This is a genomic window from Franzmannia pantelleriensis, from assembly GCF_900102875.1.
Classification (GTDB): Bacteria; Pseudomonadota; Gammaproteobacteria; order Pseudomonadales; family Halomonadaceae; genus Franzmannia; species Franzmannia pantelleriensis.
In genome coordinates, this window is record NZ_FNGH01000002.1 from 419134 (window position 1) to 439206 (window position 20073).

19 protein-coding genes are annotated in these 20073 nt (G+C 63.8%); 14 read left to right on the forward strand and 5 right to left on the reverse strand.

Going from position 1 to position 20073, the window contains the following annotated elements:
- Positions 1 to 6 precede the first annotated feature (6 nt).
- On the reverse strand, positions 7 to 1491 hold the full coding sequence (locus BLT16_RS03960) for a RimK family protein (protein ID WP_089657216.1): 1485 nt from the start codon (positions 1489 to 1491) through the stop codon (positions 7 to 9).
- Positions 1492 to 1648: 157 nt separating this feature from the next.
- Here BLT16_RS03960 and BLT16_RS03965 point away from each other — a divergent pair, with 157 nt between their 5' ends.
- Both BLT16_RS03965 and BLT16_RS03970 read left to right on the forward strand, forming a co-directional pair.
- A complete protein-coding gene (locus BLT16_RS03965) occupies positions 1649 to 2122 on the forward strand; it encodes a GNAT family N-acetyltransferase (RefSeq protein ID WP_089657217.1) in 474 nt (157 codons plus the stop codon).
- Between the two features lie 124 nt (positions 2123 to 2246).
- On the forward strand, positions 2247 to 2732 hold the full coding sequence (locus BLT16_RS03970) for a YajQ family cyclic di-GMP-binding protein (RefSeq protein ID WP_089657218.1): 486 nt from the start codon (positions 2247 to 2249) through the stop codon (positions 2730 to 2732).
- Here BLT16_RS03970 and cobO read toward each other — a convergent pair whose 3' ends face one another.
- A complete protein-coding gene (gene cobO, locus BLT16_RS03975; protein ID WP_089657219.1) occupies positions 2733 to 3332 on the reverse strand; it encodes a cob(I)yrinic acid a,c-diamide adenosyltransferase in 600 nt (199 codons plus the stop codon).
- Positions 3333 to 3586: 254 nt separating this feature from the next.
- Between cobO and BLT16_RS03980 the strand changes: the two genes are divergently transcribed.
- The 5 genes from BLT16_RS03980 (at position 3587) to BLT16_RS04000 (ending at position 8479) form a co-directional block, all read left to right on the forward strand.
- Positions 3587 to 4432 (forward strand): ABC transporter ATP-binding protein, encoded by an 846-nt coding sequence (locus BLT16_RS03980; RefSeq protein WP_089657220.1) that lies wholly within the window; start codon positions 3587 to 3589, stop codon positions 4430 to 4432.
- A complete protein-coding gene (locus tag BLT16_RS03985; RefSeq protein WP_089657221.1) occupies positions 4429 to 5265 on the forward strand; it encodes an ABC transporter permease in 837 nt (278 codons plus the stop codon). The genes BLT16_RS03980 and BLT16_RS03985 overlap by 4 nt, the downstream gene beginning before the upstream one ends.
- 75 nt (positions 5266 to 5340) lie before the next feature.
- A complete protein-coding gene (locus BLT16_RS03990) occupies positions 5341 to 6321 on the forward strand; it encodes an ABC transporter substrate-binding protein (RefSeq protein WP_089657222.1) in 981 nt (326 codons plus the stop codon).
- A gap of 72 nt (positions 6322 to 6393) precedes the next feature.
- Positions 6394 to 7182, forward strand: coding sequence for a sulfite exporter TauE/SafE family protein (locus BLT16_RS03995; RefSeq protein ID WP_089657223.1), 789 nt, complete (start codon positions 6394 to 6396; stop codon positions 7180 to 7182).
- A 28-nt stretch (positions 7183 to 7210) separates the two neighbouring features.
- A complete protein-coding gene (locus BLT16_RS04000) occupies positions 7211 to 8479 on the forward strand; it encodes an amidase (protein WP_245701428.1) in 1269 nt (422 codons plus the stop codon).
- Between the two features lie 21 nt (positions 8480 to 8500).
- Here BLT16_RS04000 and BLT16_RS04005 read toward each other — a convergent pair whose 3' ends face one another.
- Complete coding sequence (locus BLT16_RS04005) at positions 8501 to 9811, reverse strand: Glu/Leu/Phe/Val family dehydrogenase (protein ID WP_089657224.1); 1311 nt, start codon at positions 9809 to 9811, stop codon at positions 8501 to 8503.
- Positions 9812 to 9940: 129 nt separating this feature from the next.
- Between BLT16_RS04005 and BLT16_RS04010 the strand changes: the two genes are divergently transcribed.
- A complete protein-coding gene (locus BLT16_RS04010) occupies positions 9941 to 11260 on the forward strand; it encodes a ferredoxin reductase family protein (protein WP_089657225.1) in 1320 nt (439 codons plus the stop codon).
- A 113-nt stretch (positions 11261 to 11373) separates the two neighbouring features.
- On the opposite strand, the gene BLT16_RS04015 is transcribed toward BLT16_RS04010, so the two are convergent.
- Positions 11374 to 12045, reverse strand: a complete 672-nt coding sequence (locus BLT16_RS04015) for a nitroreductase (protein ID WP_089657226.1) — start codon at positions 12043 to 12045, stop codon at positions 11374 to 11376.
- 76 nt (positions 12046 to 12121) lie between these two features.
- Here BLT16_RS04015 and BLT16_RS04020 point away from each other — a divergent pair, with 76 nt between their 5' ends.
- The 6 genes from BLT16_RS04020 (at position 12122) to BLT16_RS04045 (ending at position 19377) form a co-directional block, all read left to right on the forward strand.
- On the forward strand, positions 12122 to 12454 hold the full coding sequence (locus BLT16_RS04020) for a hypothetical protein (protein WP_089657227.1): 333 nt from the start codon (positions 12122 to 12124) through the stop codon (positions 12452 to 12454).
- Between the two features lie 105 nt (positions 12455 to 12559).
- On the forward strand, positions 12560 to 14374 hold the full coding sequence (locus BLT16_RS04025) for a GGDEF domain-containing protein (RefSeq protein ID WP_089657228.1): 1815 nt from the start codon (positions 12560 to 12562) through the stop codon (positions 14372 to 14374).
- A 138-nt stretch (positions 14375 to 14512) separates the two neighbouring features.
- Positions 14513 to 15178, forward strand: coding sequence for an SDR family oxidoreductase (locus tag BLT16_RS04030; protein WP_176817150.1), 666 nt, complete (start codon positions 14513 to 14515; stop codon positions 15176 to 15178).
- The gene (locus BLT16_RS04035) at positions 15172 to 16404 is read left to right on the forward strand and encodes an MFS transporter (RefSeq protein ID WP_089657230.1); all 1233 of its coding nucleotides are present in this window, start codon (positions 15172 to 15174) and stop codon (positions 16402 to 16404) included. Before BLT16_RS04030 ends, BLT16_RS04035 begins: the two co-directional genes overlap by 7 nt.
- Positions 16405 to 16528: 124 nt before the next feature.
- Complete coding sequence (locus tag BLT16_RS04040) at positions 16529 to 17497, forward strand: TAXI family TRAP transporter solute-binding subunit (RefSeq protein ID WP_089657231.1); 969 nt, start codon at positions 16529 to 16531, stop codon at positions 17495 to 17497.
- An 89-nt stretch (positions 17498 to 17586) separates the two neighbouring features.
- The gene (locus tag BLT16_RS04045) at positions 17587 to 19377 is read left to right on the forward strand and encodes a TRAP transporter permease (RefSeq protein WP_089657232.1); all 1791 of its coding nucleotides are present in this window, start codon (positions 17587 to 17589) and stop codon (positions 19375 to 19377) included.
- On the opposite strand, the gene BLT16_RS04050 is transcribed toward BLT16_RS04045, so the two are convergent.
- Entirely contained in the window at positions 19370 to 19927 is a 558-nt protein-coding gene (locus BLT16_RS04050) for a type 2 periplasmic-binding domain-containing protein (RefSeq protein ID WP_089657233.1), read from the reverse strand. The genes BLT16_RS04045 and BLT16_RS04050 overlap by 8 nt on opposite strands.
- Between the last annotated feature and the right edge of the window lie 146 nt (positions 19928 to 20073).

A 20073-nucleotide genomic window follows, 5' to 3' on the forward strand; every position in this document is an offset into this window, starting at 1 on the left:
AGCCGGTTAGCGCTGTGATCGGCGGCGTGCCTCCATGCGCTCCAGGAATACCGCCATGATGCGCTCGTAGAGGCGGGCGCCCATCACTGCATCCTCGATGCCGGCGTCGACGTTGGGGTTGTCGTTGATCTCGATCACCACCACCCGCTCGCCGATCTGCTTGAGGTCGACCCCGTACAGGCCATCGCCGATCAGGCGCGTGGCCTTGAGGGCGGTCTTGAGCACCGCCGGCGGTACCTCGTGGGGTGGGTGGGTACTGAAGCCGCCGCTCTTCACCTTGCCGTTGGCGTGCTGGTAGATCTGCCAGTGGCCGCGGGCCATGTAGTAGCGGCTGGCGAACAGCACCTGGCCATCGAGCACTCCGATGCGCCAGTCGTACTCGGTGGGCAGCCACTCCTGCAGCAGCAGCGCCGAGCTGTCGAACAGCCGGCGTGCTTCCTCAACCAGCTGTGTGTGGGACTCGATCTTGACGATGCCGCGTGAGAAGGCACCGTCGGGCACCTTGAGCACCATGGGGTAGGTCAGGTCGGCAACCTTGCCGGGCAGTGCGGTGAGATCGTCGCGATGCAGCAGCAGTCCATCGGGGCAGGCGATGTGCTTGGCGCGCAGCAGCGCGTGCAGGTAGACCTTGTTGGTGCAGCGCAGGATCGAACGTGGGTCGTCGATGACCACCAGCCCCTCATGCTCGGCGCGGCGCGCCATGCGGTAGGTGTGATGGTCGAGTGCAGTGGTCTCGCGAATGAACAGTGCATCGAACTCGGCCAGGCGGCCTGCATCGCGGCGGGTGATCAGCGATACATCGATGCCCAGTCGGCGACCGGCGCGGATGAACTGTTTCAGCGCGCTCTTGTTGCTCGGCGGCAGCGTCTCTTGGGGGGCGACCAGAATAGCCAGGTCGAAGCGATAGCGTCGCCGTGCCTTGGGAGTGCGCCATATCTTGCGCGAGTGGCGGTTGAGCGCAGTGGCGAACAGGTCCTGCTCGTCTGCGCCCAGCGAGGTTAGCGGCAGCGGCTTGAGTCGGCTCAGTCGCCAGCCATCGCTACGGCGCACGAAGCGCGCCTCGAGTAGCGGGCAGGGCAGACGCTCGAACAGCCGCCGAGCCAGCTTGGCCAGCGCTGCCTCCTGGCACTCGCCGAACATCACCCGTAGCCTCAGTTCATCTCCGCTCAGCGCGCCGCGTCGTGCCAGGTCGCCGAGCAGCGGAGCGAGGCTGTCCAGTTGCAGGTCGATCAGCGCCTTGCGTGACAGTTGATTGAGTGTCTCGACGCTGGGCAGCACGCGCTGGCCGCGGGCTTGGGCCAGCAGCGACACGTAGTAGCCGGTGTCCAGATAGTCGAGCCCGGCGCACAGGTTGATGACATGCGTCGCCGCGTCGTGCTGTGGCGATAGGCGCTCATCGACGAGGAAGTCTGCCGCACTGATCAGATCGTCGCTGGGGTAATAAGGGCGCCAGTCGGCGGGTTGGTCGACGACGATTCGCAGCGGGCACATGGGCGTGGACTCCAGACCAGGAGAGATTCGGCGCTAGCATGCGACCAAGATGACGCAGGGACAATAGCGCACCACGGTGAAATAATTTCATGTTGCCCGGCGCTGACACGCGCCCCTGCGAAAGCCACAATCCGCGCAAACACTACGACACACGATCATGACCACGCATCTGCGCCCGGCGCATCCCTCCGATCTTGACGCCCTCTGCCAGCTGGAGCACGACTGCTTCGATGGCGACCGCTTCAGCCGACGTCAGCTGGCCCATCTGCTCAAGGGGGCCAACGCGGTGACCCTGCTGGCGGTGGCCGACGCTGGCGCGCTGCTGGGCTATGGCACGCTGCTGTTGAGGCGTAACAGCCGCCAGGCACGGCTGTATTCGTTCTGCGTACGCCCCGAGGCCCGCGGCGATGGCCTGGGGCGGCGTCTGCTGGAAGCGCTGGAGACCGAGGCCCGCCGTCGCGAGCTGGCGGCTGTGACCTTGGAGGTGCGCGCCGACAACCGCGTTGCACTGGGACTCTACCGCCGCGCCGGTTTCCAGCTGGTGCGTTGGCTCGACGACTACTACGTCGATGGCTGTGCCGCCTGGCAGATGCAGAAGCGCCTCGAGAGCGGTGCGCGTGAGGCGGGGTAGGGGGCAGCCTACCGACGGACCAGCAACGGGCAGTGGCGCTTACTGCGCCAGGCCCTGAGGACGGGTGCAATGCCCGCGGGCCTGGCTTAGAATCGTCGCCAGTTTTCTCTAAGGAGCCCACGCCATGCCCTCTTTCGATATCGTCTCCGAGTTCGACAAGCACGAAGCCAGCAATGCCGTCGATCAGGCCAACCGCGAGATCCAGAACCGCTTCGACTTCAAGGGCGTGGATGCCAGTTTCGAACTCAACGGCGAGGTCGTCTCGCTGCAGGCCGATGTCGATTTTCAGCTCAAGCAGATGCTCGACGTGCTGCGCAACAAGCTGATCGCCCGTGGCATTGATGCGCGCTGCATGGAGGAGCAAGACCCGGTGCTGTCTGGCGTCAAGGCTCGCCAGGACGTCAAGCTCAAGCAGGGCCTGGAGCAGGCTGACAGCAAGGCGATCATCAAGCTGATCAAGGACAGCAAGCTCAAGGTTCAGACCCAGATCCAGGGCGACAAGGTCCGCGTCACCGGCAAGAAGCGCGACGACCTGCAGCAGGTCATCGCCCTGTTGAAAGGTGAGCAGGGGCCCGATCTGGCATTGCAGTATGATAATTTCCGCGACTGATCAGTAGTCGATGCCGCGGCGCGCCTGCAGCCCACTATTGAAGGCGTGCCGGGTCTCCTGCATGTCGGTGATGGTATCGGCCATCGCTAGCAGCTCGCGATGCGCATTGCGCCCAGTGACGATCACCGTCTGCTCCCGCGGGCGATTCTCCAGCGCCGCGCGAACGCTGGCGATATCGAGATAGCCGAACTTAAGCATATAGGTGATCTCGTCGAGCACCACCAGATACACATCCGGGTCGGCCAGCATGCGCTCGGCGTCGCGCCAGACCGCCTGGCACGCCTGGGTGTCCAACTCCCGGTTCTGGGTCTCCCAGGTGAAGCCGGTCGCCATGATTGCTACCTCGAGGTTGCTATCCTCTTCCAGCCGCTGGCGCTCGCCGCACTCCCATAGCCCCTTGATGAACTGCACCACGCCGACCTTGTAGCCATAGCCCAGCGCACGGGTCACCGTGCCCCAGGCGGCGGTGGTCTTGCCCTTGCCGTTACCGGTGAACACCAGCAGCTGGCCGCGCTGCTCGGTGGCCTGGGCCACCTTGTCATCGACATGGTTCTTGAGTTTTTGCATCGACGTCTGATGGCGCGCCTGGCGGTCGCTCATGGTGGCTCCTGATGGCAAAAGGGAATCGCTAAAGCCTACGGCAGTCAGGCTCGTACGTCAGCCGTTGATGAAACGATGCTCATCATGGTGCATGGAACTCATGCCTTGGCACCGTGATTGCCCGCTGCTTCGAATGACGCCAAAACCCACGCTTCTCGTTTTTACATCACCACATTGATTTTATAAATAGAAATCGATTTTTGGCACGCTCTATGCAGCGTCTGCTTGACTCAGGTATCCCAAAGGATCAAGCGATGAATGCATCAATGGCCGCCTCCGTCACCCAAGCAGCCCCGCGTGGTGCGCAGGGCGTGCAGCGCCACAGCGTCATCACTCTCGATGGCATCAAGAAGACCTTCAGTAGCCCGGGTGCCGACGCCATCGAGGTGATCGAAGACATCAGCCTCGATATCAAGCAAGAAGAATTCGTCAGCATCGTGGGCCCCAGCGGTTGTGGCAAGAGCACCATGTTCAACATCATTGCCAGCCTGCTGGAGCCTAGCGATGGCAGTATCACGCTGCGCGGCAGCGACCCCAAATGCGGCGCACGGGTCGGCTACATGCTGCAGCGTGACCTGCTTTTTCCGTGGCGCACCATCATCGACAACGTCTGCCTGGGCCTCGAGATTCAGGGCGTGCGCAAGGCTCGCCGCTATGAAATGGCGCGCGACCAGCTGACACGCTACGGCCTGGCCGATTTTGCCGATCAATACCCCAATACCCTCTCCGGCGGCATGCGTCAGCGGGTGGCATTGATCCGCACCTTGATCACCGATCCCGACCTCATCCTGCTGGATGAGCCGTTCTCGGCACTCGACTACCAGACTCGGCTGGTGCTCGAGGAGGAGATCGTTTCGATCCTCAAGGAGCACCACAAGACGGTGGTCTTGATCACTCATGACATCGGCGAAGCGATTGCCATGTCGGATCGTGTCGCGGTGATGACCCAGCGTCCTACCTCGGTAAAGAAGATCTATGACGTGGGCCTTTCCCGCGAACTGGGGTCATGTCTCAAGGCGCGCAGCGACGCCCGCTACCAGGGTTTCTTCGACAGCATCTGGGACGACCTGGACATTCAGATCGCCGGAGGTGAGTCATGAGCGAGGCACAGCTGCACACCCATGTGATTCGCGCCGGCAGCGTCAAGGAGAACGACGAACAGCTGGCTGGCAACACGCTGCTGACCGACAACCTGTGGCGTGGCGCCGGGCTGGCGCTGGTCATCATCCTATGGCAAATCGGGGTCAACGTCGGTTGGATCAACCCCTTCCTAATGGGCTCGCCGGTGGGGATTGCCGGTGAAGCCTGGCGGCTGATTCAGTCCGGGCAGCTGCTCAACGATACCATTGCCACCGTCTATGCCACCGTGGTGGGCTTCCTGGCGGGGAGTATTCTAGGCTCCATCTGCGGCTTGCTGCTGTGGTTCTCCCGCAGCGTGGCACGCATCATCGATCCGTTCATGGTCGCTCTCAATGGCCTGCCCAAGATCGCCCTGGCGCCGATGATCATCATCTGGTTCGGCTCTGGAATGTTCTCCAAGATCATGCTGGCGTTCGTTGCCACCTTCGTGGTCGCGCTGCTCTCCGCCTACCAGGGTACCCACCAGATCGATCGCAACCTGATCAACCTGATGCGCTCATTGGGCGCCAGCCGGCGTGAAGTGTTTACCAAGGTGGTCGCGCCGGCCACGCTGCCATGGATCATCTCCGCCTTCCGCTTGAATATCGGTTTCGCCCTGATCGCCGAGATTGGCGGTGAGTTCATCTCCTCCGACCGTGGCCTGGGTCGCATGATCTTCGTCGCCGGCAACCTGTTCAATCTCAACGTCGTCTGGGTCGGGGTCATCATGCTGATGATCGTGGCCATCGTGCTCTACGTGATTGTCTCTCAGGTCGAGAAGCGCTTATTGCCGTGGGAGAAAGGGCATAAATAGCACCACAATGACGCGTTACTAGCGAAGCAGCATCGAGTGAGCACCACCACCAATAACCACAAGAGGCACTGCACGATGAACATCACTTCAACCTACAAGCGTATCGCCTTCGGCGCCGGCCTGCTGGCACTGGGAGCATCGGCGCATACCCAGGCCGATGACATGGATACCATTCTGATCAACGAAGCCTTCCATTCGCTGCTCTATCTGCCGGTCTATGTGGCCAAGCACGAGGGCCTGTTCAACGCACACAACATCGATGTACCGGTGGTGCGCTCGGCGGGGTCGGGACCGGCGGCGCTGGCCTCGGTACTGTCCGGCGAGTCGCAGTTCTCGGTACATGGCCCGGAGCATGTCGGCTTCGCCCAGGAGCAGGGTGGCAGCGGCAAGGCGATCAGCGCGGTGGCCAACAGCGCCCCGGTGTGGGTGCTGGCGCATCCCGATCTCGACTACTCGTCGCCGGCCGACCTCCAAGGCAAGGAGGTGGTGGTAGGTCTGGCGCCGGGCACATCGAACACCCTGATCAAGCGCCTGATCGAGGATGCCGGCCTCAATGGTGAGGTCTCCCTCACCGAGGTGCAGAATGGCTCTGAGCTCGGCCCGGTGCTCTCCGGACGCGGCGATATCGCGGTGGCCTATCAGCCGCAGGTCGAGCAGGGTATCTCCCAGGGCCTGGAGATCATTCACGCCTTCACCGACGACTATCCCGAGTATGCCTTCTCGACCATCAATACCTCCCAGGAGATGATCGACGACAACCCCGATCTGGTGATGCGCTTCGTCAGCGCCATCAACGACTCGCTGGCGCTGATCCACTCCGACGCCGATACTGCCAAGGCGGTGGCGCGCATGGAGTTCGGTGACCTGCAGGGCGACGTGGTGGACGCCGCGGTACAGCGCATGATCGACAATAACGTCTATCCCGAGAGCGTGATGATCACCGAAGATGCCTTCACCAACGCCATCGAGATGCAGCAGTTCGTCGGCAATATCCAGGGCGAGATGTACTACGACGATATCGTCGACGCCTCCTTTGCCAGCGAGGTCGTCCAATAAGCGCTCTGGCAGCGTATCCTCGGATGGGACCCCCGGGGTCCCATCCGTCATGGTGTCTGGAGCGAGGTTCGAATGCTGTCTGCGCTGCTGTTCTTCTGCCTGGTGGGTGCCGTGGCCGGCATGATCGCCGGGTTGTTCGGTATTGGTGGGGGTGTGGTGATCGTGCCGGCGCTGATCGTGGCGCTCAATCAGCAGGGTATCGATCCTGGCATTGTCATCCACCTCGCCATCGGTACCTCGCTGGCGATCATCACCGTGACCGGCGCCTCTTCGGCGCTGGGACACTGGCAGAAGGGTGCCGTGGTGATCGACCTGCTCAAGCGCATGCTGCCTGGACTGGTGGTCGGCGCGGTGCTGGGGGGATTGATTGCCGACCAACTGCGCGCCGAGTTGCTGGAGCGCTATTTCGGTATCTTCATGCTGCTGCTGGCGCTGCGTATGTTGCTGGCCAGGCCACCCAAGCCGGGACGGCAGCCGGCCGGCATGCCGGCGATGTTCGCAGCGAGTACTCTGATCGGCACCTTCTCGGCGCTGTTTGGCATCGGCGGCGGGGTGCTCAGCGTGCCCTGGCTGGCCCGCAGCGGTGCGACGCTGGCACGTGCCATTGGCACCTCGGCGGCCTGTGGCCTGCCCATCGCAGCGGTGGGCGCGGCGACCTTCATGATCACCGGCCAGGGTCAGGCCAGCCTGCCGGCGTACAGCACGGGTTACCTCTACTGGCCGGCTTTCCTTGGCATTGCGCTGTTCAGCGTGCCTTGCGCCCGCGTCGGCGTGCGGCTCGCCCACCACCTCTCGCCGCGGCTGCTCAGGCGGCTATTTGCACTGTTGATGCTGCTGGTTGGTCTGAAACTGATTGTCTGAGTGCCCCCGACCCAAGGAGACAAAACACGTGAATCACGACATGACTATCGACGCCTATCAGGCCGCCCTGGCCGAGGGCCGCGCCAAGCCGCTCGACTGGTGGCATGCTTGTACCCTGCGCATCGCTCAACGCGAACCCGAGGTGCAAGCCTGGGAGGCCCTGGCCGAGGAGCAGCCGGCGCTGGATGCGCAGCTGGCTGGGCGGTCGCTCTACGGTGTCCCCGTGGGGCTAAAGGATCTGATCGACACCGTCGATTTGCCCACTCGCTGGGGCACCCGCGGTTATCTGGAGGCCCGCTCATCGCTGATCGATGCCGCCCTGGTCACGCTGCTCAAGGAGCAGGGCGCGCTGGTCATGGGCAAGACGGTCTCCACCGAGTTCGCCTATTTCACCCCCGGCAAGACCCATAACCCCCACGATCTCACCCGCACGCCCGGTGGCTCCTCCAGCGGCTCGGCGGCAGCGGTGGCCGACGGCATGGTGCCGCTGGCCTTCGGCACCCAGACTGCCGGTAGCATGATTCGTCCGGCCAGCTTCTGCGGGGTGTTCGGTTTCAAGCCCACCTTCGACACCGTGAGCGCCGCCGGGGTCAAATCCTTTGCGCCGTCGCTGGATACTCTGGGCTGGTTCGCGCGACACATCGAGGATATCTGCACCACCTTCTCGGCGCTGACCCGTGCCCCGCGGATCATGCCGCTGGAGAGCCTCGCTGGGGTGCGGGTCGGCGTGCGCAGCCTGCCGGGAGACGTCGCGCTGGACGACGACGTCGAACAGGCCCTGGCCCATGCCCAGTCGCGTCTCGAGCAGGCCGGCGCAACGCTGGTGCCGCTGGACCTGGATGCGCGCTACGAAGTGCTGGTCGAACACCAGAAGGTGGTCATGGCCTATGAGGCCGCCCAGACCCTGGCCAGCGAGTACGCGCGCTTCGCCGAGCAGATGGGTCCCAAGCTGGTCGAGCTGCTCGAGGAGGGCAGAGCCATCAGCCACGCCCGCTATCTCGAAGCGCGCCGAGCCACCAATGCCATGCAGCAGGCGCTGAGCGGCGTGTTCGATGAGCAGGTCGACGTGATTCTCGCCGCCAGCGCCGCCGGGGTGGCGCCGGAAGGTATCGATGCCACCGGCGACCCGCTCTACTGCCGCGCCTGGACGCTGCTCGGCGTGCCGTGCCTCAACCTGCCGCTCAGTCACGGCACGGCGGATATGCCGGTGGGCGTACAGCTGGTAGCGGACCGCTGGCAGGACCAGCGACTGCTGCAGATCGCCCGCACCCTGATGAACCAGGAGGTGCCCGCATGAGCCAAGCACTACGTGGCGTGGCTAGCGCTCGCCATTCTGACTATTGCCGCGCTCGCGGATCGCCTCGGCGATGCGTTCGATGCCTTGGCGGTAGGCCGCCCTGCGGTAGGAGATCTGCTCCGCTTCGGCGCGGTCGAGCACCGTGGCCGCTTCGCGTTCCAGTACTGCATCAAGGCGCTGGTTGATAGTCTCCTCCCTCCAGCGATCGCCGCTGCGATTCTGCACCCACTCGTAGTAGCTGACGATCACCCCGCCGGTGTTGGCAAGCACGTCTGGCAGCACCGGCACGCCGCGTGCCTCGAGAGCCTCGTCGGCGGCTGAGGTCAGCGGGCCATTGGCGATCTCGAGGATTAGGCCGGCACGCACGTCGTCGACGTTGTCCTCGTGGATCTGATTCTCCAGCGCCGCCAGGGCCAGCACGTCGACGTCGAGGGCCAGCAGTTCGTCCTGCTCAATCGCTTCGACCCCGTCGGCGTGGCACACCGAGTCATCGCAGTAGACCATGCCCTTGAGCTGCTGATTGCGGGTCTTCTCCTCCTTGATGGGGTCGGGCTCCAGGCCCTCCGCGGCGTAGATGGCGCCACCGGAGTCCGACACCGCGACGATCCTGTAGCCCTCGGCATGGGCCAGGCTGGCGAAATGGTAGGCGGCGTTGCCGAAGCCTTGTATTGCCACCGTGGTGTCCTGCGGCTTGCGCCCCTGACGTTCGGCCCAGATGTCCAACACCTTGAGGGCGCCACGGCCGGTGGCCGCCACCCGACCAAAGGAGCCCCCCAGGGTCAGCGGCTTGCCGGTGACGGCCGCCGGGGTCTGGCCGCGCACCAAGTGATCGTACTCATCCGACATCCAGCCCATCACCGTGGCGTTGGTGTTGACGTCGGGGGCAGGGATGTCGCGATTGGGGCCCATCACATCGGCAATACCGCGAATATAGCCGCGCGCCAGCCGCTCGAGTTCCAGCCGCGAGAGCTGCTTGGGGTCGACCTGCACGCCGCCCTTGCCGCCGCCGAAGGGCAGGTTGACGACCGCGCACTTCACCGCCATCCAGAAGCTCAGGGTGGTGACCTCGAGCTGGTCGACGGCGGGGTGAAAGCGAATGCCCCCTTTGGCAGGCCCCAGGCTGGTGTCGTACTGCACCCGCCAGCCGGGAAACACCTTGAGGCTGCCATCGTCCATGCGTACCGGTACGCTGACCTGCAGCGACAGCGCCGGCTGCATCAGGCGCTCGCGGGCGTCCCGCGCAATCTCCAGCGCCTCGAACACTTCCTCGAGGCGCGAGCGAGCATCGTCGAACAGATGGGTGTGATCCTGCTGGGGTGCGTCTTGGCTCATGACATCCTCCTTAATGGCAGTGAGCAAGTGGCGGAGCCAACAGCCTAGCAGGCGCTGGCTCGACTAGGATATAACCTGTGCTTCGGCCACACTGGCTTGGCAAGCATGGATGCGAGCCAAGGAGGACCGATGAGACCCATCACTCGCCGTGGGCTGCTATGGGGCAGCCTGTATCTGCTATTGGCGCTGCTGCCGCTAGGTATTGCGCTGCTCTCCGTCCCCGAAGAACCCCGTGGCCTGCTCGGCGCCATTGGTGTGATGTTCGGCCTATTGGCGTTAGGTGTGTTCGGCATGCAGGTCGTCATTTCCGGGCGCCATCGCTGGTTTGCCGAGAGTATCGGCTTCGACAACATCCTGCAGTTTCACCGCCAGACCGGGCTGGTGGCGCTGTGGCTGGTACTGCTGCACCCGCTGCTGATATTCGCCGCCGATCCTGGCTACCTCGAATTTCTCGACCCCCGCGAGGACACCCTGCGTGCCCTGGCGCTGATCGGCCTGCTGGGGGCCAGCGTGGTGCTGATCGTCAGCTCGCTGTGGCGGGTCCAGCTGGGGCTCTCCTATGAGTGGTGGCGGCTGCTGCACGGCGGTCTGGCGCTGTTCGTGGTGATGGGCGGGCTGGGCCATGCGCTGATGGCCGGCCACTACACTGCCGGCTGGCTTACCGCTGGGCTGCTCATCGCCGCGCTGCTGGTGCCGGTGTATCTGCTGGCCGATACCCGGCTGCTGCGCCTCTGGCGTTTGCGCAAGCAACCCTGGCAGGTGGTCGATAACCAGCCGGCGCTAGGCGATGCCACCACCCTGACCCTGGAAGCGGTTGGGGAGCATCGCCTTAACTTCAACGCCGGGCAGTTCTTCTGGATCACCCTCGGCGACTCGCCGTTCTCGCTGCAGCAGCATCCGTTCTCGTTGGTATCGAGCGCCTGCCGGCCGGGGCGGATCTCCTTCACCGCCAAGGATCTCGGCGACTTTACCGCCACTCTGCCGGAGATAACGCCGGGCACCCGCGCCTTTATCGAAGGACCCTACGGCGCCTTCATTCCCGATGTGCGTAGCGCTTCCGGCGCCGTATTGATGGCCGGTGGCATCGGCGTCACGCCGATCATGAGCATCCTGCGCACCTTTCGCGACCAGGGCGTGACCTTGCCGCTGTGGCTGATCTACGCCAACCCCAGCTGGGACGAAGTGACGTATCGCGACGAGCTCGCCGAACTCGAAGCCGAGCTGCCGCTCAAGGTAATCCACGTGCTCAGCGACCCCCCCGCGGGCTGGCAGGGCGAGACCGGCTATATCGACAAGGCACTGCTGGAGCGCTGTCTGCCCGAGGACGACGACCAGCGCGAGTATTTTATCTGTGGGCCTGAGCCGATGATGAATGCTGCAGAGGGTGGCTTGATCGAGCTTGGGGTGCCCGTCACACGCATCATTTCTGATCGCTTTGCCATTGTTTAAGAGGGACATCCATGCTGCATCAATACGTGCGCCACGCGGGAAACTTGGCCGGCAGCATATTAGTCGCGGTGGCCATTGCCGCCGCCGTGATAGTGACTCGCTAGCCGAAACGGTCAGTCGCCGTAGAAGCGGGTGAAGCGTTCAGGCATCTCACGCACGGGCACGAAGCCGTTTTCCGGCGCGTCCGGGTCGGCGTGACCCATTGCCAGCGCACACAGCACCAGTTCGCTGTCGTCCAGCGTCAACTGCTCGCGGACCACTCGGTGGTAGGGCGCGATAGCGGCCTGGGCACAGCTGTGCAGGCCCTGGCCGCGGGCGGCCAGCATCAGGCTCTGCAGGAACATGCCGCAGTCCATGAAGCTGCCGGTGTCCAGGCGCCGGTCGAGGGTCAGGATCATCGCCACTGGGGCATCGAAGAAGGTGTAGTTGCGCCGCGCCTGGGCCCGACGCTTGTCGTGCTCGTCGCGGTGGATGCCCAGCGTCTCATAAAGCCCATAGCCGCAGCGCCGGCGCCGGCCGATATAGGGCTCGAACCACTCGCGAGGGTAGTAGACGTACTCGGCCCGATGCTGCTCCGGCTCGTTGTCGAAGGCATCCTGTAGTGCGCGACTCAGCGCCGCCAGCGGCGCGCCGCTCACCACATGCACCTGCCACGGCTGGATATTGCTGCCGCTGGGGGCCTGGCTGGCCACGCGCAGCAGATGCGCCAGTGTTTCCCTTGGTACCGGCGTGGGTAGGAAACGACGTACCGAGCGTCGCGACAGGATGGCATTGTCAACATGCATGAAAGGCACCTCGAGCGCGATGAGTGGCCTATCATGGTGCCGTGTTCCACCCACTTTTACGATGCTGAGAGCACCTATGGCCCGCACCGAACACCCCGAGACGCCGGATGGTCGCTACTTTGTTGCCAAGGACAAACTATGGCGAAAGACCGATCCGCGCTTGGACGACGCCACACGGCAGGCGCGCGTCAAGGCGCTGATGCAGGCCCGCCGTGCCGTCAAGCACGCCAAGCAGGCCGAGGACGACGACGCCCTGCGCGAAGCCCGCCAGGCAGTGGATACGGCCAAGATCGCCCTCGGCGAGCGCGGCCCGGTGTGGTGGGATGACGACGCGCCTGACGAGACCGGCAAGCATCCGCGCAACAGCTCGTATGCCGAGTGGTGGCGTGGTCAAGAGGTGGGTGAGTGAGCGGGCGAGGTGTAATGGCGTGATCCTGGCTTTCCACGCCACTGTCATGCGATTGCCATTGATCTGCCGCACTCTCTGAAGCTTTCATCGATGACGAGTGCGGTCATGACACTGAGCGAGCACCATCTACTGGAAATGATCATCGCAGATGAACAGCTGACGCCTTATTTCCAACCTATCGTAGACATGGGGCAACGCATCATTCATGGCTATGAGGCGCTGATTCGTGGCCCTCAGCACTCTCCACTGCACTCCCCTAAACGGCTCTTCGAGACCGCGATGCAGGCCGGCAGCCTGGTAGAGCTGGATTTGCTCTGCCGACGCCTGGCCATACAGCGTTTCGTTGCACTGAGGCTCGAGGGCAAGCTGTTCCTGAACGTTATGCCCACGACGCTACTGGAACGTGATTTTCGCGAGGGGCTGACGCTGGCCATTCTCGACCGGGCCGGGTTGTCGCCGGAGCGGGTGGTGATCGAGCTTACTGAGCACTTGCCTATCGTCGACTACCAGGCGATGCGCCACGCTATGGCTCACTATCGGGAAATGGGTTTTCTGGTCGCCCTGGATGATCTGGGAGCGGGGCACTCCAGCCTGCGTCACTGGGCCGAGCTGCGCCCCGACATGGTCAAGCTGGATCGCCATTTCGTCAGCGGTATCGACATCTCCCAGGACAAACGCGAGTTCCTGCGCTCACTGTTGGATGTGGCCCGCAACCTTGGTTGTCAATTGATCGTCGAGGGTATCGAAACCGCTGAGGAGCATCGCTGCCTATGGGAGCTGGATCGCAGCCTGGCACTGCTGCAAGGATACTATTTTGCGAGGCCCAGCGCCGAGCCGCCACGCCAAGTATCCCATCTACTACCTAACCACGGCTTGTCACTGCAAACGCCACGTCGCAGTGCCAGTGCCATCATCAAAGCGGTAGCGCCGGTGTCGCCGGAGTTACCGGTCTTGGCACTCGCCGAGCGCTTCCGGGCACAACCGACGTTGCGCTGCGTGCCGGTGGTGGAGGCAGGCATGCCGGTAGCGGTGGTGCGCCGCCACGAGTTCCTAACACTGTTCACCAACCCCTATAGCCATGCGCTGCATGCGCGTAGTCGCGTCGCCAAGATTGCCGACCGCCAGCTGCTCTGCGTCCCCGAGGGAACGCCACTGGAAGCGCTGAGCCAGCGCATCACCGATGCTCGTGGCCTGCAGCAGGAGGACTTCGTGTTCGTCGATGTAGAGGGGGGCTATCTGGGCATGGGGAATATCGTCGACCTGCTCAGAGAAATCACCTCCATCCAGGTACGTCAGGCGCGTAACGCCAATCCGCTTACCGGACTTCCGGGGAATATCCTGATCCAGGAGACCCTGACCGAGCGGCTGCGACAAGGGCGTTCGCTGGTGGCGGTGTTTGCCGATCTGGACAACTTCAAGGCCTACAATGATAGCTATGGCTACGCTGAGGGCGATCGCATGATCCTGGCACTGTCGCGACTACTACTGTCACGCCTGAGCGACGCCGATGACTTTCTCGGCCATGTCGGCGGCGACGATTTCATGCTGCTGCTGAGTGGCGAGGATTGGCGCGCAACGTGCGAGAAGATCCTAACCGATTTTGCAGTCTTGGTGCCCGAGTTCTATCGTCCTGAGCATCGTGCCGCCGGTGGCTTGTTAGGCGAGAATCGCCAGGGACAGACGGTCTTTCATCCACTCGTCAGCCTCTCACTGGCCGCCCGGCCAGTGGCGGCAGGAGAAGTGGTGGCGCCGCCGCAATTGTCTGCCGAGCTCTCGGAGCTCAAGGCCCAGGCCAAACGTCGCCCAGGCAATACCCTGTTCATCGATCGCCGCCATTCAGGCGGGGCTGCTGAACTGCCTTCATCCGAAGCGCCCAAGTCTGTCGACTCGGTGAGTTCTCACTCGAGCACTGATTGCTAACAGCAACTCAGAGGGATGAGCTCATGCGAAAAGTGATCGTTGGTGCCATGCTGTCGCTCGATGACGTGCAGATCCCCTTGCTTCCCCATCCGCTTGCCTCCAGGCTTGGTTTGAACCCTAACCATGTCAGGAGGCGAGATGACGTCCACGGTATTGATCACCGGCGCCAATCGCGGCGTCGGTCTGGCGCTGGCGCAGCACTATCATCGCGAGGGCTGGCAGGTGATTGGGGTGTGCCGGTCGGCGTCGGCTGAGCTCGCCGAGGTCGCCGAACGGGTCATCGAAGGGATCGATGTAACCACTGATGCCGATGTGGCGGGCTTGGCAGAGGCGCTTCATGGCACACGGCTCGACCTACTGATCAACAACGCCGGCCTGCTGCGCGACGAGCAGCTCGGCAAGATCGACTTCGACTCGATCCGCGAGCAGATGGAGATCAACGCCTATGCGCCGCTGCGCGTCACCGAGGCGCTGCTGACGTGCCTGGGGGAGGGCAGCAAGGTGGCCAATATCACCAGTCGCATGGGCTCCATCGCCGACAACGACTCCGGCGGTCGCTACGGTTACCGTGCCTCAAAGGCGGCACTCAATGCCTTCGGCAAGTCGCTGGCGGTGGATCTCGCCCCCCGCGGTATCGCCGTGGCCCAGCTTCATCCCGGCTATGTGCAAACGCGCATGGTCAATTTCGGCGGGCTGATCTCGCCGGATGAGGCGGCGGCCGGTATCGCTGCGCGGATCGAAGCGCTCTCACTGGCAACCAGCGGTGGCTTCTGGCATAGCAACGGTGAGCCGCTGCCTTGGTAGGCGCGGCGCCGAGCACCGACGCCGGATGGGGGGAGGGCAAGACGGTACTGCTGGCCACCACCTGGGTACAGACGCTGTGCAGCGCGGCGATGCTGCTGGTGCCGACCCTGGCGCCGCAGATTGCCGCGGCCTTCGGCCTGCCAACCGGGTTGGTTGGCCTTCAGGTGAGCCTTCTTTATGGCGTGGCCATGCTGGTGTCGCTGCAGGCCGGTGTGGTGGCGCGGCGCCTGGGCGCCTGCCGGGCCAGTCAGCTGGCGATGCTGGTGATCACCTTGGGCTGTGCCGTGGCGCTGCTGCAGACACCGCTGTCGCTGTTCGCCACCACGCTGCTGCTGGGCGTGGCCTATGGCATGACCAATCCCGCAGCCGCACAGCTCCTGGCGCGCTACACGCCTGCCCCGCATCGCAACATGGTCTACTCCATCAAGCAGACCGGTGTGCCGCTGGGCGGCATCCTGGCGGGCATTGCCGCACCGCCGCTGACCCAGGCGTGGAGCTGGCATGTGAGCTTCCTATTGCTGGGCTGCATGAGCGTGCTGACCGCACTGTGGCTACAGTCTCGACAGCCGCGCTGGGACCGTCATGGTGAGGCTGCCACATCGGGCAAGGGCAACGGCAGCCTGGCGCTGCTGTATCGTCGTCGCTCGCTGCGCTGGATGGGCCTGGCCGGGTTCTGCTTGGCGGCCGCACAGTTATCGCTGATCAGTTTTGCGGTCGCCTTCATGGTCGAGGAGCTGACTATCACCCTGGTGATGGCCGGCATCGTGGTCTCGGTGATGCATGCCGCGGGGGTGGCAGGGCGCCTGGGATGGGGCTTCATGGCCGATCGATTAGGCGCCAGCCTGCCGGTCTTGATCGGGCTCTCGATAGGCATTGCGGTGCTGTTCTCGCTGTTGGCGCTGACCGGCACGCATTTGCCCCAGTGGCTTGTGGTGGTGCTGCTGGTGCTGGCGGGGGCCACGGCGATCGGCTGGAACGGTGTCTATCTGGCCGAAGTGGCGCGCACGAGTGTCACCGCCGAGGTCAGCGAAGCCACTGCTGCGGTTCTGGTATTGACCTACATGGGCGTGCTGGCCGGCCCTGCCTGCGTTGCCCTGTTGGTATGGTTGTCCGGTAGCTACGCCATTAGCCTGCTGCTGCCGGCGCTGGCTGCGGTGATGGCCGTGTTCTGCCTGCGGCGCTGTGGGCGCGTCCACCACCAGGAGCAGGCATCATGGCAGCAGTGATGGTTGTGCATAGACTGACTAGATGGTCTATTACACGGTGCCTAACAATGATGCGGTGACAGGTGCACCGTCCAACCAATAACCAAGGCGCGCTATCGCTGGACGCGCCACACGGGAGATTTCGATGCGCCACTTTTCACGCACACTTTTGGCCTCTGCTGCTGCGGTTGCCATGACCACTCTGGCTTTCCAGGCCCAGGCCGAGACCCGGGTCACCTACAAGTCGGCCTCGGCCGGTACTGCCTACTACCAGATGGGTGTCGAGCTGTCCGAGGCGATCCGTCGCGGCACCGACGATGAGATCGTGCTGACCCTGGAAGAGAGTCAGGGCTCGGTACAGAACGTCATGGAGGTGATGGCGCGCCAGGGCAACTATGTGTTCACTACGCCGCCGGGGCTGGTAGAGCAGGCATTGGCCGGTGAGGGGCCCTTTGCCGAGCGCCAGAGCCCGCGTTTCCAGGAGATCCGCGGGTTGTTTCCGATCCCCGCCATCACCATGCACTTCGTGGCCGCCGGCGATGAAGGCGTGATTTCCATGCAGGACCTGGAAGGCAAGCATATTTTGATCGGCCGCGGCACCTTCGGCGCCCGGGAGGCGGAGCGTTACCTGGAGCTGTTCGATCTGCTGGACAGGGTCGAGGTGGCTGATGCTGCCATCGGCAGCGGGCCGGATGCGCTGCAGAACGGCCAAGTGGATGCCTTCGTTACCGCCAGCTCCTTCCCCACGCCCAACGTGATCGAGACCGCGGCGAGTATGTCGATCAGCCTGGTGTCGATGAGTGATGAGGAGATCGAGCAGACCGGTTCGACCCGTCAGACCATTCCCGCCGGTACCTACTCCGGCGTCGATGCAGACGTCGAAACCACCTCGCTGCCGGTAATCGCCTACACCACCAGCAACATGGATGACGAGACCGCCTACCAACTGACCAAGACCTTCTGGGAGCGTCGCGAGGCGATGGCAGAGGAGTCGGGCTGGTGGGGCAGCATCGAGCCGGACATGGTCGGCAACATTGCGGGAACCCTGCACCCAGGGGCGCTGCGCTATTATGATGAGGTCAATATCGAGGTCCCCGACGCGTTGCGCGAATAAATGTTTGCTGCTGATTCCATCCTTCCATGCACCGCGGCTACCCCCAGGGGTGGCCGCGGTGGCGTTTACTGCCTGATCGAATTCCTGTGATGTCGCTACTAATCGCTTCTGATGCCGATGCCGGACGGCGTTTGCATCCCGGCTGGGTCGCGCTGGGCGCGTCCACGGTCATTTTTCATCTTGGCCTGATCTTCTACGGCCTGACCCCGGCGCTGATCAGCCGGCCGCTGCACATGGCACTTGCACTGCCATGGGTGCTGATCTTCATGGCCACTACGCCGTGGCAGCGTATCAGTGGCTGGCTGCTTACCGGCCTTGGCATCGCCGCCTGTGGCTATATCGCCCTCAACGAGCGGGCGCTGGCCAACCAGTACGGTTTTATCGACACCCAACTGCAGATGGTCATCGGGGTGTTCCTGATCTTCTTGGCCCTGGAGGCGGCGCGCCGCGCTATCGGCTGGCCGCTGCCGCTGGTGGCACTGACGGCGCTGGCCTATGGTGCCCTGGGGCAGTACCTGCCCGGGGTGTTCGGCCACCCCGGGATGCCCATGGCCAGCTACGTCGGCACCCTGACCATCGCCGAGAGCGGCCTGTGGGGGTCGCTGACCGGCGTCAGCGTCGGGGTGGTGGCGATCTTCGTGATCTTCGGCGCGGTGCTTAACGCGGGTGAGGCGGGGCGAGGTTTCATGAACCTGGCCAGCGCCTTTGCCGGCCGCCTGACCGGCGGCGCGGCCAAGGTCTCAGTGATCTCCTCGGCGCTGATGGGCTCGATCTCCGGCTCGGCCTCAGCCAACGTGGCCTCGACCGGGGCGATCACCATTCCCTCCATGGTGCGGCTCGGCTACCCGCGGGCGCTGGCCGGCTCGGTGGAGGCGGTGGCCTCGTCGGGCGGTCAGATCATGCCGCCGTTGATGGGGGCCGGCGCCTTCGTGATGGTCGAGCTGACCGGCACCCCCTATACCCAGATAATGGCCGCGGCGCTGCTGCCGGCGATTCTCTACTTCGTGACGGTGTGGGTGGGCATCAATGCCTACGCTACTCGACACGATCTGCGGCCGATGGCCGAGAGCGATCGTCCCAGCACCAAGGAGGTGCTGATCACCTCGCTGTTCTTTGCGGTGCCGTTCGTGCTGCTGTTGGAGCGGATCTTTCTGGGCGGCTATACCCCGCAGTATGCGGCGAGCATCGCGATCTTCGCCGGTATGGCGCTGCTGTTCTTCGATGTGACGCTGAGCTTCTCGCTGCGCGGCTTTTTCGAGCGGATGGCCGAGGCGGCGGTGACCGCGGGGCGCCAGGTGGCGGTCATCGGCGCGATCATCATCTGCGCCTCGCTAGTGATCGGGGTGCTGTCGCTGACCGGGCTGGGGGTCAAGATCACTTCGGGGATCCTGTCGCTCTCCAACGATATGCTGTGGCCGGCGCTGCTGCTCACCGCCCTGGCGTGCCTGATTTTGGGCATGGAGGTGCCGACCACTGCGGCCTATGTGATTTGTGTCTCGGTGGCCGGGCCGGCCTTGACGGCGCTGGGCCTGGAGCCTCTGCTGGCGCACCTGTTCGTGTTTTGGTTTGCGCTGCTCTCGACGATCACCCCGCCAGTGTGCGGTGGCGTTTTCATTGCCGCTGGCATGGTCGGCGAGAACTGGCTCAAGGTGGCGCTCAAGGCGATGGCATTGGGCATCGGGCTCTACATTATCCCGCTGGCGATGATCAGCAACCCCGATATCATCCGTCTCGACAGCAATCCCGGCGGCGCGCTGCTCGATGCGCTCAAGATTGCCGTAGGCCTCACCGGCATCTCATTTGGAGTGATCGCGCGCAAGGCGTGGTGGCTGCGCCTGGCGCTGATCGTGGCCGGTGCGCTGGTGATCTTCCTTATCTAGGCGGCGGTGCGCAGTGAATCAGGTCGCCATCGAGGGGGGTGCGGCCGAACACCACCCAGGTGTCGAGGGCCGGGCCGAGGTCGGCCACCAGCCGCAGCCGCTCGGGGTGGCGCTCGAGGTACTCCAGGGCACAGATGCCGGCCTCGAGTCGCCCCGCCAGCAGGCCCTCGGCGACGCTGGCGGTGGTCGGTTCGTCGATCAGCTCGGCGTAGCCGGAAAGATCCGCATAGTAGCGGGTAGCCGGCTGCAGTCCGAGGCGCTGGGGGGACTCGACGTCGGCGCGGGCGAGGATCGCCAGCGGCTTGCTGGGAGCGATAAAGCTGTCCACCGGGAAGGCGCGATGCATGCTGCGCCCTACCCAGTCGCCATGGCTGGGATGAGCGGTGCACTGCAGCAGGAAGTCTACCTCGCCGTCCAGCAGCGCTGGAAACGCCTCATCGAAACTCGTATATAGCACCACGTCGGCGCCGTCGATGGCACGCTGCTTGAGGTAGCGGTCGAGTACCAGCACGTGGTTGTTGGCGGCGGGACCAAGGGTGGCGAATTTCATGCTGGGTAACCTGGGGTCAAGGTGAGTACAAGACGGAACATGGTGGCATGTAAAAAGTGTGACTATGCTGCTGTGTCAAGAACGTCATTGCTTCGTCACTTAGCCGTCATTTATGGCCTCTAGGGTAAAACAACAACATACGTAAG